Origin of the sequence: Rhodococcus sp. 05-2254-2, from assembly GCF_002259095.1 — a bacterium.
GTDB lineage: Bacteria > Actinomycetota > Actinomycetes > Mycobacteriales > Mycobacteriaceae > Rhodococcoides.
On record NZ_NOZJ01000019.1, the window covers coordinates 456,276 to 472,076 of the forward strand.

At 67.7% G+C, this 15,801-nt stretch carries 13 protein-coding genes; 7 read left to right on the plus strand and 6 right to left on the minus strand.

The window, feature by feature from the left end:
* Positions 1–387: a DoxX family protein gene (locus CH283_RS21865; RefSeq protein ID WP_068046016.1), complete on the plus strand. Its 387-nt coding sequence runs from the start codon at positions 1–3 to the stop codon at positions 385–387.
* Here CH283_RS21865 and CH283_RS21870 read toward each other — a convergent pair.
* The 4 genes from CH283_RS21870 to CH283_RS21885 all read right to left on the minus strand — a co-directional run bounded on the left by CH283_RS21870 (position 350) and on the right by CH283_RS21885 (position 8,906).
* Positions 350–3,766, minus strand: coding sequence for an ATP-dependent helicase (locus tag CH283_RS21870; RefSeq protein ID WP_094642295.1), 3,417 nt, complete (start codon positions 3,764–3,766; stop codon positions 350–352). The genes CH283_RS21865 and CH283_RS21870 overlap by 38 nt on opposite strands.
* Positions 3,763–7,080 carry an ATP-dependent helicase gene (locus CH283_RS21875; protein WP_094642296.1) on the minus strand — a complete coding sequence of 1,106 codons (3,318 nt, stop codon included), beginning with the start codon at positions 7,078–7,080 and terminating at the stop codon, positions 3,763–3,765. The genes CH283_RS21870 and CH283_RS21875 overlap by 4 nt, the downstream gene beginning before the upstream one ends.
* A 63-nt stretch (positions 7,081–7,143) precedes the next feature.
* Positions 7,144–7,788 carry a response regulator gene (locus CH283_RS21880; RefSeq protein WP_094642297.1) on the minus strand — a complete coding sequence of 215 codons (645 nt, stop codon included), beginning with the start codon at positions 7,786–7,788 and terminating at the stop codon, positions 7,144–7,146.
* Positions 7,785–8,906, minus strand: coding sequence for a sensor histidine kinase (locus tag CH283_RS21885; RefSeq protein WP_176460495.1), 1,122 nt, complete (start codon positions 8,904–8,906; stop codon positions 7,785–7,787). Before CH283_RS21885 ends, CH283_RS21880 begins: the two co-directional genes overlap by 4 nt.
* 136 nt (positions 8,907–9,042) lie before the next feature.
* Between CH283_RS21885 and CH283_RS21890 the strand changes: the two genes are divergently transcribed.
* Genes CH283_RS21890 through CH283_RS21915 form a run of 6 tightly spaced genes read left to right on the plus strand, consistent with a single transcriptional unit; the run spans position 9,043 to position 13,927 of the window.
* Complete coding sequence (locus CH283_RS21890; RefSeq protein WP_094642472.1) at positions 9,043–9,774, plus strand: ABC transporter ATP-binding protein; 732 nt, start codon at positions 9,043–9,045, stop codon at positions 9,772–9,774.
* A complete protein-coding gene (locus tag CH283_RS21895) occupies positions 9,771–10,547 on the plus strand; it encodes an ABC transporter permease (RefSeq protein ID WP_068046007.1) in 777 nt (258 codons plus the stop codon). Before CH283_RS21890 ends, CH283_RS21895 begins: the two co-directional genes overlap by 4 nt.
* Positions 10,548–10,561: 14 nt before the next feature.
* The gene (locus CH283_RS21900; RefSeq protein ID WP_176460496.1) at positions 10,562–11,347 is read left to right on the plus strand and encodes an alpha/beta hydrolase; all 786 of its coding nucleotides are present in this window, start codon (positions 10,562–10,564) and stop codon (positions 11,345–11,347) included.
* Positions 11,348–11,689: an MGMT family protein gene (locus CH283_RS21905; protein WP_068046009.1), complete on the plus strand. Its 342-nt coding sequence runs from the start codon at positions 11,348–11,350 to the stop codon at positions 11,687–11,689. It begins immediately after the preceding gene.
* Positions 11,686–12,132 (plus strand): PaaI family thioesterase, encoded by a 447-nt coding sequence (locus CH283_RS21910; protein ID WP_255183290.1) that lies wholly within the window; start codon positions 11,686–11,688, stop codon positions 12,130–12,132. Before CH283_RS21905 ends, CH283_RS21910 begins: the two co-directional genes overlap by 4 nt.
* A gap of 13 nt (positions 12,133–12,145) precedes the next feature.
* The gene (locus tag CH283_RS21915) at positions 12,146–13,927 is read left to right on the plus strand and encodes an NTP transferase domain-containing protein (protein WP_306437470.1); all 1,782 of its coding nucleotides are present in this window, start codon (positions 12,146–12,148) and stop codon (positions 13,925–13,927) included.
* Here the strand turns inward: CH283_RS21915 and CH283_RS21920 are convergent.
* A complete protein-coding gene (locus tag CH283_RS21920) occupies positions 13,881–14,609 on the minus strand; it encodes a sirohydrochlorin chelatase (protein WP_094642299.1) in 729 nt (242 codons plus the stop codon). The genes CH283_RS21915 and CH283_RS21920 overlap by 47 nt on opposite strands.
* Complete coding sequence (locus tag CH283_RS21925) at positions 14,609–15,790, minus strand: uroporphyrinogen-III synthase (protein ID WP_255183303.1); 1,182 nt, start codon at positions 15,788–15,790, stop codon at positions 14,609–14,611. The genes CH283_RS21920 and CH283_RS21925 overlap by 1 nt, the downstream gene beginning before the upstream one ends.
* Between the last annotated feature and the right edge of the window lie 11 nt (positions 15,791–15,801).

A 15,801-nucleotide genomic window follows, 5' to 3' on the forward strand; every position in this document is an offset into this window, starting at 1 on the left:
ATGACACAGAGATCGAGTCAGGCAGCCGCACTGCGCCTCGCGGGACTGCTCGCCGGAGCCGGAGTTCTGCACTTCGCCACGCCGAAGTTCTTCGATGTCCAAGTACCGACGGCATTGCCCGGCTCGGCGCGGACCTACACGCAGGTCTCGGGTGTGGCCGAACTCGCCGTGGCCGCAACGCTGGCCGCACCACGGACTCGTCGACTGGGCGGTGCACTCGCGGCCGCGCTGTTCGTCGTGGTCTTCCCCGCCAACATCAACCTCGCGTGGAAGTACGTACAGAGCCCGAAGACCTCACCGGCTCTCAAAGCAGCGATGATCGCCCGGCTGCCGCTGCAGATTCCGCTGGTCACCGAGGCTCTGAAGGCTCGTCGGAACGCACCGTAGGCTCCGGCTGCTCGGGCCCGACCCGACCTTCCAGAAGCTGAGCCAATACCGTTGCGTCCGGCAGGTTCTCGGGCGAAATGGTGTGACCGCTGCGCACGTAGTGGAACGCTGCGCGCACTCGGTCGAGCGGAACCGGTTCGGCGCGCCCGATGGACATCAGCTCGGCCCACGCCAACCGGTAGGCCGCGAGCTGCATCGCTACCGCCCGCTGTTCCGACGCCGTCGGCTCTGCGCCCGTCTTCCAGTCGACGACGGTCCAGCCGCCGTCCGCGTCCGCGAACACGGCGTCGATGCGTCCTCGCAGTACCGTTCCCGCCACGGAGGTCTCGAACGGCACCTCCACTTCGACGGGGCTGCGGAGCGACCAGTCCGATTCGAGAAACGCCTGCTGGAGGGTTTCGAGGTCGACGTCGGCCGAGGCTCCGGTGTCGGCCGAGCCCGGCAGTTCGTCGAGATCGAGCAATCGGGTCGCGCCGAAACGGCGCTCGATCCAGGCGTGAAACGCGGTTCCTCTGCGCGCCAACGGGTTCGGTGGAAACGGCAGCGGCCTGCGCAGGCGTGAGGCCAACGCATCGGGGTCCGCCGCGAGGTCGACCAGCTGCGTCACCGACAGGTTGCCGGGAAGAGCCACGTCCACTCCCGCCACCGATCGTGCGGCCCGCTCGGCCAGCAGAGTGTCGACGTCCGCGGCCCAGTTCTCGGGGTCCTCCCGGGTTCGATCCTGGATGCCGTCACGCTCTTCTCTCGGTGTGGCCGAGATGTCTGCCAGCGCGCGCAGCACTTCCTGCGCACCGCTCTCGATCGCTCCGCGCCTGGAGCCGAGTGGATCGCGTGGCCAGGACGCGGTGTGCGGCACGGCTCCGAGCGGGTTCGACGCCCCATCCTCCGGGGTGGGTGCCCACTGCTCGATCACCGCGGTGTCGGCGAATTGCTCGATGTGCGTGTGCAACTCGGCGAGAAACTCCGACGGCCCACGCGGCTTCGTGGCGGTCTCGTCCCAGTGATGCGCGGATACCAGCAGCACCCGCTCGGTTCGGGTGAGTGCCACGTAGAACAGTCGGCGATCCTCGGCAAGTCGACGCCTCGCCAGCGCATCCTTGTGACTCTTGACGGCGTCCTCGAGGTCCTTGCGATTGTGGAGTCGGTCGAGTTCGAGGACCGGAACGCCTTCCGAGCCCTCGCCGTCGAGTGCACGGTCACCGCGCAGCGACGGCGGCAACTCGGCCATCGCCCCGAGCCAGGTCGAGGATGCGTTCGCGGACGGGAACACACCCTTCGCCACGTGCGGGACAGCCACCACCTCCCATTCGAGGCCTTTCGCGGAATGGACGGTGAGCACCTGCACACGATGCGGCGCGACGTCGACCTCACCGGGGGCGAGGCCGTCCTCGACCGTCTCCGCCGCGGCCAGGAACGACAGGAATCCGGTGACCGTGGCAGTCGGGTTGTCGGCGTAATCGGCTACCACATGGGCGAATTCGTCGAGATGTTCACGACCGACCGCGCCGTCGGTGCTGCTCGGTGTGCGGGCCTGAGCTTCGACACCGATCCCTATGATCCGTTCTATGTCGCCGACCAATTCCGTCAGCGGCTGACCGATGCGGTCGCGCAGCAGGTGCAGTTCACCTGCCAGGGCGACGATCCGGCGATGCCCCACCTCCGAGTACCGCTCGGCCGGACCTGGATCGGCAATCGCGTCGGCCAGACCGGCCTGCTCCGACTGCTCGCCGGGTAGGGCGCTACCGAGCGCAGCATCGAGTGCCTCCGGGTCGTCGACGCGACCTGCGGTGCCGTAGCCGCCGCGGATCTCGAGTTCTCGGGCGCGCTGCGAGAGTGCCCGCAGATCCGTCGGTCCGATCTGCCACCGAGAGCCGGTGAGGATGCGCATCGCCGAGCTTCCGGCAGTGGGGTCGGCTACCAAACGCAGCATCGCGATGATGTCGGCCACCTCGGGAACGTGCAGCAATCCACCGAGGCCCACGACCTCCACCGGCAACCCGCGGCTGCGCAGCACATCCGCGATCGGCTCGGCGTCGGCGTTGCGGCGCACCAAAACCGCGGCGGTGGGCGGCGTGCGATCCTGCTCGAGGGCAGCGCGGTACTCCCCCGCGATCCGGTCGGCGATCCACTCTCGTTCGCCCACAACGGTATCGGTGACGGCCAGTCGGACATCACCGGGAACCGCACCCGGGCGGGCCCGCAGGGTCGGCACCGGCACCCCGACGCGGCGCAGTGGGTCGGTGATCAGGTTGGCCAGCGTCAAGGCCTCGGGCGGATTTCGCCAGCTGGTGAGCAGCTCGAGCCGGGGTGCCGGGCTTCCGTCGGCCTCGGGGAAATCGGTGGCGAACCGAGGCAGATTTGCTGCCGATGCGCCGCGCCACCCGTAGATCGACTGCATCGGGTCACCGACGGCGGTCAGAGCCAACTGCGGATCGCTGCCGGAACCGAACAGCGACGACAGCAGGACGCGTTGGGCATGCCCGGTGTCCTGGTACTCGTCGAGCAACACGAGCCGGAATCTCTGCCGTTCGGCGATTCCCACCTCGGCATGCTCGGCGGCGACCCGAGCCGCCATCGACATCTGCGAGCCGAAATCCAGTGCGCCCTCGCGCCGCAGCGTCTGCGCCAGCCGTTCCACCAACGGCAGCAACCCGATTCGTTGATGTTGCGCGTCGAGGATGTTCAGCAACTCCTTGGTGGGGCCACCACGTTGTCGCGGTCCCGGCCCGAGAGTGTGCACCAGCGTCTCCAACTCGACGTGTGCATGGCGCAGATCCTCGGGATCGACCAGATGCTCGGCCAACTGACCGGAGAGTGCGAGTACGGCCTCGGTCACCGACGTGGGATTGCGGTCGGTGTCCAGGTCGCCGTCCCAGGTGCTGACGACACGGTGGGCCAGCTGCCACAGTTCGGTTTCCGACAACAGAGTCGCGGACGGTTCGATCGGGAGCAGCAAGCCGTGCTCGGTGAGCAGCCGGCCCGCGTAGGAGTGGTAGGTGCTCACTTCCGGCTCGGCACCGAGGATTCGCTCGCGCAGTGCCAGGCTGGGGTCGAGTGCGCGCACCAGATCGGATCCGGCCAGCCGAGCCAGCCGAGCTCTGATCCGAGAGGTCAACTGCTGTGCGGCTTTTCGGGTGAAGGTCAGACCCAGAACCTGGTCGGGGTCGACGAAACCGTTGGCCACCATCCACACCACGCGGGCCGCCATGGTCTCGGTCTTGCCCGCGCCTGCCCCTGCGACGACGAGCGTCGGGCCGGGCGGCGCTGCGATCACCGCGGCTTGTTCGTCGGTCGGTGGATGTTTCTGCCCGAGCGCCCGGGCGAGCTCGACCGGCGACACCCGTACCGAGCCGGTCCGTGTCTTCGTCGAAGTCGTCACTGCTCGGTCACCTGCCTTCCCGTCTCGTGTGCCGGGCAGCTGGACTTGACCGGGCAGTGCCTGCAGCCGTCGTTGATCCGCGCCTCGAACGTGGGTCCCTGCGTCGCCGATGCGGCCTGATGCACGGTGTCTCGCCACTCCTCGAGTTTCTCCGGTGTCGGCACTTGCTGGACACGCTGCGTCGCCCCGTCCTTGTTGTGGGGCTTGGCCACGAAGACCAGCCGCGCTCCGCCGGGCTCGCCCGCAGGCTCGCCCTCGATGGCACCGGCTGCCGCGGCGACCTGGTAGGTGGCCAGCTGATGATGGCCCTGGGCGTCCTCCTTGGACATCACGGTCTTGGCCGTCTTGACGTCGATGATCACCGGCCGACCGTCCGGATCGTGCTCGAGTCGGTCGATGCGGCCGCGCAACGCCACCGCCGGCTCGTCCTCCGACCGAGCGTCGAGGATGCCGTCGACGCGCACTTCGACTCCGGCCTCGGTGAGCTCGCCTCGACTGCCCTGCAACCAGGTCTCGAACGTCTCGAGCATCGCACCGGTTCGGTCGAGTTCGTGCCGTGAGAACCATTGCGATCCGAGATCCACTGCATCCCATGCTGTTTCGAGCGCACGCCGGAGTTGCTCCGGCGGTATCCGGCCGGCCACCGCCTGGACGAGAGTGTGTACGAGCGTGCCGGTGACCGCATGGGTGTTGGTGCCGTCGTTGCCGCCGTGACGTTCGAGCATCCATCGCAGCGGACAGGTGGAGAGTTGTTCCACCGTCGACGGCGACAGCGGCACCGGACCGTCGCCGAGCTGCCACAGCGGCGCGTCGGTGCTGGGCCCTGCCACTCCGAACCACTCGTCGGGATGCGCGCCTCGAACACCGGCGTCGGCGAGAGTCGCCAGATGCCGGGCCGCTCGGGCGCGCTTGTCCGGATCCTGTTCGGCGACAACCGGATCGCACACCACACTCCGTAGCTCGGCGACCAGCATGGGCAGCGCCAACACCCGGTGCGCAGTCTCCGGCACGGGGGTCCCGGGTGCGAGATCCGACTCGCCTCCGCCGTCGACGCCGCGTAGTTCGTCCAAGAATCGCGATCGGACCAGATCCGCATCTCCGGTACTGGAATCGACGGCTGTCACGAGCAAGGTCGATCGAGCGCGACTGCACGCCACCAGAAACAGCGTGCGCTCCTCGGCCAGCAACGGTGCCGACTTCGACAGTCGCCCGTCGAGCGCCGCTGCTGCATCGACCTTCCCGGATACGAGGTCGACCAGGGTGTCGGTGCCCAGCAGGCTGCCGCGTGACCGCAGCCCCGGCCACAGGCCTTCCTGTACCCCGGCGACCGCGACGAGCTCCCATTCCCGACCCGCGGCGGAATGCGCGCTCAGCAGCGTCACCGCGTCGGCCCGAACCGTGGGTCGGTGTGAGTTCAGGGTAGCAATCTCTTGCTGCGCAATGTAATCGAGGAATCCACCGATCTGAGCCCGCGGCAACCTGTCGACGTATGCTGCCGCCGCGTCGAACAGCGCCACCACCGCATCCAGGTCGCGGTCGGCCTGGGCACCGGCCGAGCCACCCCAGGCGGACGCGGTGGACCAACGCCGCTCGAGCCCCGATGCCTGCCACGCCGCCCACAACACGTCCTCGACCCCGCGGCCGGTGCGGGCGAGCGCCCGTGCCTTCCGAACGACACCGAGGGCTCGACGCAACGGGGCGGACTCCACGTCGGAGAGTCCGCCGATCCACCCGGCGCTCCCCCGAGTGTCGTCGGTGAGTACGACTCTGAGCAGCTCGGCGGAGTCGCGCTCGCCGCCCGATGCGAGTTCGAGCCTGCGCACGCCCCGGCGCAATCGCCGCAGACCCACCGGATCGGCCCCGCCGATCGGCCCGGAGAGCAGCGCGAGGGCATCTTCACCGTCGAAGCTCGGGTCGGAGATGGCACGCAGTACCAGCAGGAGACCCACGGCCCCGTGCTGGCGATGCAGCGGTAGCTCCGAGGTCGGGGTGATCATCGGCACCCCTGCGCCGTGCAGCGCCCGACGCAACGGTGCGAGGGTGCGCGGCACGGACCGCACCACGATCGCCATCTCGGACCACGGCATGCCGTCGATCAGGTGGGCACGACGCATGGCGTCGGCGATGATCGCCGCCTCCTTGGCAGGCGAGGACACGACGTGCACGCGCGCTGCCGGTTCACCGAAGCGTGCGGTGCCCACCGGTTCGGGACAGCGGTGCCGACCGAGCCCGGGCAACCGTCCGGCGATGATGTCGGTCAGCTCTGCGACCTCGGGAACGGACCGGTGATTGCGAGTGAGCATCACGCGACGCGGCGAATCCACCTCGACCAGGTCGGCCACGAAAGAGGGGTCGGCACCGCGGAAGGTGAACACGGCTTGATCGGGATCCCCGGCGACGACGGTGGATTCGGTGTCGGTTCCGATCAGCCGAACCAGCTGTGCCGCTTGCGGATCGAGGTGCTGCGCGTCGTCGACGACGAGGTGCCGGATACGGGCGCGTTCGCTGCGCAGCAATTCCGGATCGGTGGCGAACGCCATGAGCGCGGCACCGATCAGCTCGGCGGCGTCCAGACCCGGTGCCGTGGCTCCGGCCGCTTCCACTCCGACGGCACCGCGCAACAACATGGCCTGCTCGTATCCGGCAGCGAACCTCCCGACGGCAACCCACTCGGGTCTGCCGTGTTTGCGACCCAGTTTGACGAGGTCTTCCGGTCCGACCCCGCGTTCGGCGGACCTGAGCATCATGTCTCGCACCGCAGTGACGAATCCCGCGGTGCCCAGTGCCGGACGCAGCCGCTCCGGCCAGTTTCCTGCTCCGTCCTCGAGATCGCCGCGCAGCATCTCACGCACCACGGCGTCCTGCTCGGCACCGGTCAGCAGTCGCGGTGGCGGATTGCCGTACAGCGAGGCCTGCAGCCGCAGCACCGCGAAGGCGTAGGAGTGCACCGTGCGCACCAGCGGTTCACGGGTCGCCCGCAGTGCGTGATCGCCGCTGAAGAGACCCGAGGTGATGACCTCGCGGACCGCAGTTGCCGCCCGTTTGGACTGGGTGAGCACCAGCACCGACTCCGGATCACCGGTGACGATGCGCGAGACGGCGTAATCGGCCACGAGCGATGTCTTACCCGTGCCGGGACCGCCCAGGATCTGCCACGGATTCCATCGCGGTGCACCTGTCGCGGCCTCTGCCGCCGAGTCGGGTGTCGAGGACAGCAGCCGCGCTGCCGAGCCGGTCCACTCACGTGCCGGGCGAGCCACCTTGGGCGCACGGACGAGTGTGACCGTCGCGCCGTGTCTGCCGTCCGAGCTCATGACACAGATGCAATCACGAGCCACCGACACATCGGCCGCCGCCCGGACCGATCGCCGGCCCGGTCAGTCGAGCAGGCCGTCCCGCAGCGCACGCAGAACTGCGCTCGTTCTGTCGTTCGCACCGAGTTTTAGAATGGCCGACGACATGTGGTTCTTGACGGTTCCCTCGGCCAGATGCAGTGCGTCGGCTATCGATCTGTTGGTGTATCCGCTTGCGACGAGCCGGAGGACGTCGATCTCGCGGGCGGTGAGTGTGTCGGTGACTCCGACGTCGCTCGGGCCGTGTTTCCCGGCCCGAAGAGCGTCCAGCAGTCTCTCGGTGATGGCAGGTTGTGCCAAGGTGCGCCCGGCCGCGAGTTCACGTACGGCACCGCCGAGCCGCTCGAAGGTCACATCCTTGAGCAGGTAACCCTTCGCGCCCGCGCGCAGCGCCCCGAGCACCAACTCGTCGTCGTCGAACGTCGTCAGAACCAAGACCGGAACCCGAATTCCTCTGTCCTGCAGGGTACGAAGGGTCCACAGGCCGTCGAACCGCGGCATACGCAGATCGAGCAACACCACATCGGGAGGATCGAGTTCGATCGACGCGACCGCAGCGGCGCCGTCGTCGGCTTCCCCGATCACCTCGATGTCGGGGTCCAGTTCGAGCAGGCTGCGGATACCCTGCCGAACCAGAGTGTGGTCGTCGACGATCAAGACCGTGATCACGGTGCGGGCACCGTCGCCTGGACCACGAACCCGCGATCGACCGAAAACGTGACCGTGCCGCCCAGTCCTTCGATGCGCTCTCGGATTCCTTGCAGCCCGTGCCCCGGCTCGAACTCGGCCGACGCCCGGCCGTCGTCGCGCACCGAGACCGACAGCGCACCGGGCGGATCCGCGCGTACCTCGATCCACATCTCATCGGCATTCGCGTGACGAATGGTGTTGGTGATCATCTCCTGTACGCAGCGGACCACCGCCACCGCGCGAGCCTCGTCGACCCTGAGCTCGGGGTCGACCGTCAGATGCACGACCGGTTCGGGTAGCCGGGCAACCAGTCGATCGAGCGACTCCCCCAGCACCGGAGTTCTGGCGCGGACCTCGCCGACGGTCGATCGCACGTCCCCGAGCAGGTCACGTGCGATGGATTGCGCCCTGACGACATGCTCGCGCGCAGGCTCGGGTACCCGGTGGGACGCCACCTCGAGCTCGAGACTCAGTGCGGTGAGCTGGTGACCGAGCACGTCGTGCAACTCTCGCGCGATGCGCAATCGCTCGTCGGCACGGGAGGAATCGTCCAACAACGCACTGGCGGTGCGTAGTTCGGCGTGTGCGACCGCAAGTTCCCGGCGCAACCGAGCCTGTCGCAGCTGCGCGGTCACCGACAACGCACTGGCCACCTGCAGCGCTCCGTAGATCGACGTGATCAGTGCAATCTCCGAGATCCGTCCACCCCGGATCGCAACCGACACCCCCACACAGCAGGTGTAGACCGCAACGATGACCGCCACCGACGAACCGGTCACCCGATACACGGCGAACGTCGAGGTGAAGACCAACAGAATGGGCAACCAACCTGCTGTCGGGGCGGTCAGCACGAGAACCGGTGCCAGCATCACCTGGGCGACGAAGCTCGCACGAACGAGACGATCCGGCAGCCGGTCTTCCCACCACATGCCCGCGGTCTGCGCGAGCAGGAAGGCCGCGAACAGCGCGGCCCAGACCCAGCGCGGAACCGAGAGACCGTCGGCGATCGACCGATCGAAGACGACGAGAGCGCCCATCACGACCGCGAGTGCGGACACGAACGCACCGGCCAGAACGTCGGGTCCGAGGCGTCTCATTCTGTCGACCCTATCGCCCGGTCCGCCCGCGCACCCCTGCCGAAAGTCACGATCACCTTCGGTGACGATCGGCACCTGTGCGCAGTCCACGGCAGATCTAGCGTCGAGATCGATACGATCGAGAAGGGAACATCGGATGGCAGCGATCGACGTTCGAGACATCACCCAGCGTTATCGAGAGCGCACCGCCGTGGCAGGCGTGCGCCTCACGGTCGCCGAAGGCGAGACGCACGGCCTGCTCGGGCGCAACGGTGCCGGTAAGACGACCCTGGTCGAAACCATTGCGGGCCTTCGTAAGCCGAGCTCCGGTGCCGTGCGAGTTCTGGGACTCGACCCCTTCACCGACCGCAATCGAGTACGCGCGGTTCTGGGAGTACAGCTGCAGTCCAACGACCTTCACACCGCGCTCACCGTTGCCGAACTGGTCGATCTGTTCGCCTCCTTCCACCGTCGACCTGCCGATCGAGACGCGCTCGTTCGTGCGGTGGGCCTGCACGAGCACCGCCGGGTGCGCTACGAGCGGCTGTCCGGAGGCCAGCAGCAACGGTTGTCGGTCGTCCTCGCGCTGATCGGTTCCCCTCGGGTGGTCCTGCTCGACGAGCTCACCACCGGACTCGACCCGGATGCACGACGCACCGTGTGGCGACTGATCGAGGGCCTCCGCGCAGACGGTGTCACCATCTTGCTGATCAGCCATCACATGGACGAGGTACACCGCCTGTGCGATCGCGTCACCGTCCTCGATCGAGGCTCCGTCGTGGCCACCGGCACACCGGATTCTCTGATCACCGACGCCGGCCTGCGAGGCGACCACCGGGCCACCCTCGAAGACGCTTTCCTGACGCTGACGGAACGGAGTTCGGCATGACCGCACACGAGATCCACGCTGCACCTCGTCCGGGCCTGCGCGCCACCGGCGCACTCGTCGGGGCCGAAATGCGCATGGTCACCCGGGACACGGCAGGCCTGATCGTTCCCATCGCCCTCCCGGTTCTCGTACTGGTGATGAACGGCTCCGGTACCTCGGCGGAGATCGTCGGGCCTGGCGCGATCACGGCATTCGATCGGTTCGTACTGCCGCTGGCCCTGACCATGATCATCGCCGTCATCGGAATCGTGAACATGCCGAGCTTTCTTGCGCTCTATCGCAAGTCCGGCGTGTTGAAGCGACTGTCGACGACACCGATCGGACCGACGCAGGTGCTGGCTGCGCAAGTGATCACCAGCGCCGTCCAAGCCACACTCGGAATCGGTATCGCTCTGTCCACTGCTGCCCTGCTCTTCGGAATCACTGCGCCGCACAATCCGATCCTGGTCGCGGCCGTTCTGGTACTCGGTGCCGCGGCGATGTACTCGCTGGGGATCGTGGTGGCCGCCGTCGCGCCGACAGCGAACTCGGCCGTCGCGATCGGCCTGACCCTGTTCCTGGTTCTCGGTGCCACCGGCGGACTGTTCGGACCGGTCGCGGATCTACCGGGTCCTGTTGCGGCCGTCGGTGAGGTACTGCCCTTCGGTGCCACCGTCACCGCGCTGGGATCTGCCTGGGCCGGAACGCCTGTCGACATCGGCGGACCCATCGGACTCGTGGTCGCGGTGATCGCCGGAACCGCCTGCGCGATCCGGTTGTTTCGCTGGTCCTAGCGCGATACGGCATAGTGGTCGACGTGACCGAGTTGAATCTGCACACGTTCGGACCCGCAGACGGTCCCGAAATCCTCGCCGTCCACGGTGTCACCGGACACGGTGCCCGATGGTGGGACCTCGCCGAGAACCACCTTCCCGAGGCCAGGATTCTGGCACCCGACCTCATCGGTCACGGGCATTCCCCATCCACACCGCCCTGGGACATCGACGCACAGGTCACTGCGCTCAAAGCCGTGCTCGACGCCCATGCGCGTGGACCGGTCGTGGTCCTCGGCCACTCGTACGGTGGCGCGTTGGCCGTACATCTCGCGCAGAGGTTCCCCGAAGCTGTGCGGGCGCTGATTCTGCTCGATCCCGCAATCGCTCTGCCGCCGGAGGAGCTACTCGAGGTGGCCGAGGCGACCGCGAAATCCCCCGACTACACCGACGTCGACGAGGCGCGCTCGGAGAAGATCCACGGGGCGTGGGCGGACGTGCCCACCGAATTGCTCGACCGTGAGGTCGCCGATCACCTGATCCCCGCCGACGACGGAAAGGTCGCTTGGCGAATGTCGATTCCGGCCATCGTCGCGACGTGGGGCGAGCTCGCACGTCCGATCGTGGTCCCCGCCGAGAGTGTCCCGACCATCGTGGTGCGGGCCATGCGCGTCGAACCCCCCTATGTCACAGAGGAATTCCTCTCGGCGCTGCGAGACAAGCTCGGTGACAACCTACGAACGGTCGAACTGGACTGCGATCACATGGTCGGCCAGGCCAAGCCGGTCGAGGTCGCCGAGCTGGTGCGATCCCTGCTGTAGATGGCCCCGATCACCGAAGCCCAGGTCGAGAGAGTTCGCGCGTTGGTCGCGTCGATCCCCCCTGGATTCGTGGCCACCTACGGAGACATCGCGGCCGCCGCCGACCTGTCGAGTCCTCGCATCGTCGGATGGATCATGCGCACCGATTCCGCCGACCTGCCCTGGCATCGAGTCCTCGGCGCGAGTGGAAGGCCCGCCCCGCACCTGGCCTCGAGACAGCTGGAAACTCTGCGCAGCGAAGGCGTCCCGAACCACGACGGGCGCGTCCCACTGAGCTCGATTCGATTCGACTTCGGGGCGCTCCCACCGCCTCCGCCGCCGACCACTAATCTCGGAGAATGAGCATCAGGGACGCACTCGAGCAGTTCGATCCACGCCCCACGGCGAAGTTCGCGCTGTCGAAGGCGAGCAGCTTCGTCGCCTCTGCCGGTCTCGTCGTCGACGAGGTCTCGGGCACCAGGGTGGCCGGGCACATCGAGTTGACGGATGAGCACTTCACGCCCTGGGGGGTCGTCCACGGCGGCGTCTACACCACTGCCGTCGAGAGCGCAGCGAGCATCGGTGCCAGTGAGGCGGTCAAGGATCGCGGTGAATTCGCAGTCGGCGTACACAACGGCACCGACTTTCTCCGCGCCAGCAAGGGCGGCCGCGTCGATGTTGTCGCAGAACCGTTGCAGCAGGGCCGTGTTCAACAACTGTGGCTGGTCACGATCACCGCCTCCGACAGCGGAAAAGTCATAGCACGCGGGCAGGTTCGCCTGCAGAACGTGCCGCTGCCGACATGACAGAGCTCGCAACGTGACGCAACCGGTCTGCGACGCGATCGTCCTCGCCGGCGGTCGAGGATCGAGGATGACAGATCCCGAGGACCCCGCTGCGCCGCACGAGGTCGACAAACCCGCCATGACCGTCGGCGGGCGCCGCATGGTCGACATCGCCGTGGACGCGGTGACGAGTTGTCGCAGAACGGTTCTGGTGGGTCCGACCCGTACCGGAGTGCCCGATCACGTGGTGCAGACTCGCGAGTCCCCCGCGGGCGGCGGCCCGGTCGCTGCACTCGCCGCGGGCCTGCGATCACTCGACGATTGTGAAGAAGGCACCGCAGATCTGGTGGTGGTCATCGCGTCGGATCTGCCGTTTCTCGACGCCGCGACGGTCGAGTCGCTGATCAATGCCGTATCGCGCTCGCAGACCGACGCCGTCTTCGCCCGCGACAGTGCCGGTCGTACCCAATTCCTGCTGGGAGTCTGGCGGCACGCCGCGTTGCGTTCCGCGCTGGCACAGCCGGATTCGGTGGAGGGCGCGCCCATGCGCACGATCCTTCCTGCCGATCATCTGGTGATCGCGGTGTCCGGTGTCGAGGACTGCGACACCCCCGCCGATCTTCTCGCCGCCCGTCTGGCCGCACAACAGCCGGAGACGCTCGAGGTGAGCGACGCACTCGAACGCGTTCGGAGCCGACTCCCCGCGTTGCCGATCCGTCGAATTCCCCTGCAGGACAGTGCCGGAACCGTGCTCGCGGAACCCCTCGTCTCCCGAACCGCGCTGCCGGCAGTCGACATCTCCGCGATGGACGGCTATGCCGTGTGCGGCACCGATCCGTGGACGCTCCGGTCCGACATCGCGTACGCCGGCACCTCCGACATCGCCCCACTCACCGAAGGAACGGCCGTGCGCATCGCGACGGGCGCAGCGCTTCCGCCCGGAGCGACATCGGTGGTTCGCGACGAGCACATGACCCGCGAGTCCGACGGATCGGCTCGACGCATCCCGACGGCATCGCAGTCCGACGACACGCGTCGACGCGGTGAGGACTGGCTGCCCGGTACCGAACTCGTCGCTGCCGGCACCCCGATCGATGCGGCCGTACGTTCGCTCGCTGCCAGTGCAGAGGTGTTCGAGGTGGCAGTGCGCGGTCCGGTCCGCGGACGAGTAGTCATCAGCGGCACCGAGATTCGATCCACCGGACCACTCGCTCCCGGCGAGACCAGGGACGTGCTCGGGTCGGTGTTGCCGGAGTACCTGGCGCACTGCGGCATCACCGTAGTCGACGTGACGCTGCTCGAGGATTCTGCGACGGGGTTTCGAGACGTGCTGACCCGCACTCGGGACGTGGACGTGATCATCGTCGTCGGGGCGACCGGAGGCGGGGCTGCCGATCAGCTCCGCGGGACCCTCGCCGGCATCGATGCCGAGACCGTCGTCGGGCGAATGCGCATGCGTCCGGGCGGTTCTCAGATCACCGCGGCGTTGCCCGACGGCACAGTGGTACTCGGCCTACCGGGCAATCCGCTGGCGGCTGTCGGTACCGCGATGCTCGCCGCGCCCGCCATCGTCGATGCCCTGACCGGGAGAACGGTGCGCCCATCACGGATCGGCCTGTTGTCCAATGCTGCCGAGGTTCGATCCTCGACGCCTCGTATCGTCCCGGTCACCGCGGACGGCACACGGTGGCTGGCAGATACCCGAGTCCGCACGGCGCACCTCGCTCACCTCGTCGGCCGCGACGCACTGGCTGTGATCCCGGCCGAGGTCAGCGCCGACGAGCCGGTGGCAATTCTTCCGTTGCCGCATCACTAGTTTCACCGAGAGATCGAACACCCTCGCGGTAGCGCGCGACCACGAGATCGACGATCGCGGCATGCACTCCGAGCGGCTCACCGACGCCGTCGGCTCCGGCGTCGGTGAGCCGGTTGTGAAAGAGGCCGCGCGCCAACAGATACGACGCCACGAACACATGTGTGTGCCCGCCTTCTCGCAGAGTCGACACCGCGTCGGACACGGTGGGGGTACTGGTGGCGACGTAGCCGATACTGACCGGAACTCGCGCGACATCGGCCAACATCGCCGCCGCGCGCCGGTGTTCTTCCAACGCACGAGCATCGGACGATCCTGCGGCCGCGAGCACGATCGGATCGCACGAGCGCCACCCGGCGTCACGGAGTCGATCGACCATGACTTCCGCCAGTACCGGATCGGGTCCGAGAGCGCGGGTGACGGCGACGGACGTGTGAGCGCTGTCGGCGATCTCTCGCGGCACATCGGTGTGCACGTGGTAGCCCGACGCGAGGAAGGCGGGAACCACGACAGCCGAGCCGGCGGTGTCGCGCAGCACCTCGGCCGGTGACGGCCCGAGTACGTCGACGAATGCCACGCGCGTGGTACCGATCTGCGCCGACACAGCATCGGCGAGTGCGGCGACCATCTCGACACCACGAGGGTTTCGGGTGCCGTGTGCAACCAGAACAAGAGTCGGTGTCATCAGTACTTTCCCCCTTCTACGACGGCCACTCGATCAGCCGGTTCTTCGGAATCGCAGTCCGTCTCGGTCTCGATGTGATCGAGTGCGATGCGATAGCCACGCTTGACCACGGTCTGGATAGCTTTCGGCGCGCCCAGCGAGGACCTGAGTCTGGTCATCGCCGTCTCCACAGCGTGGGTGTCGCCCCCTCCGCCGGGCAGCGACGCCAACAGGTCCTCGCGGGAGACGACGCGTCCTGGATTGCGAGCCAGTGTCTTCATCAACGCCATGCCTGCTGGGGACACCGGTCGAACTTCACCGTCGACCACCACGCACTTACCGCGGACACTGACCACGTGTCCGCCCGCATGCAGACGACCGGTGCGCCTCGGCAGTTCTTCGGCGATGTGCCGCGCGAGTGCCCCCAGACGCGCCCGTGTCGGCTGTGTGGTGGCCACGTTCAGCTGTTCGAGGGGCGCGGCCGTCACCGGCCCGACGCACACCGGCAGCACCCTCGATCGCATCGACTGCAGCAAAGGTTCGAGCACACCGTTCTCGTCGGCGCGCATCAGCATCGACGCCACCGCCGGTGCCGAGGTGAAGCTGAGGGCATCGAGATCACCGACGATGACGGCTTCGATCATGCGGTCCATCGGGCTCTGGTCGTCGGGCGCTGTCCAGCGGTAGACCGGCACCGGAACCACCTCGGCTCCCGCGCAGCGCAACACCTCGCAGAAATCGGGGACCGGCTCCCATTCGGTGGTCGCGCCGTGCAGCTGCACGGCGATGCGTTTGCCCTCCACCCCTTCGGCCAACAGATGTTCGAGTACCTCCGCCGAGGATTCCGAGGCGGGCGACCACTCCTCGCGTAGATCGGCTGCTCGGATGGCCCCTTTCGCCTTCGGACCGCGAGCGAGCAGACGGGACGCACCGAGTGCGCGCCCCAGTTCTTCTGCCTGCCCCCACCCGTCCGCTGCCTCGACCCAGCCACGAAATCCGATTCCTGTTGTGGCCACGGTGATTTCCGGTGGATCAGCGATGACGGCGGCGGTGACGCGTTCGAGCTCGGCGTCGTCGGCCAGTGGGATGATGCGAATAGCGGGGGCATGCATCACGGTGGCCCCGCGCCGCTCGAGCAGAGTCGCGAACTCCTCGGCTCGACGCGATGCGGTGATCCCGACGGTGAACCCGACCAGAGGCATTGCAGCCCCTG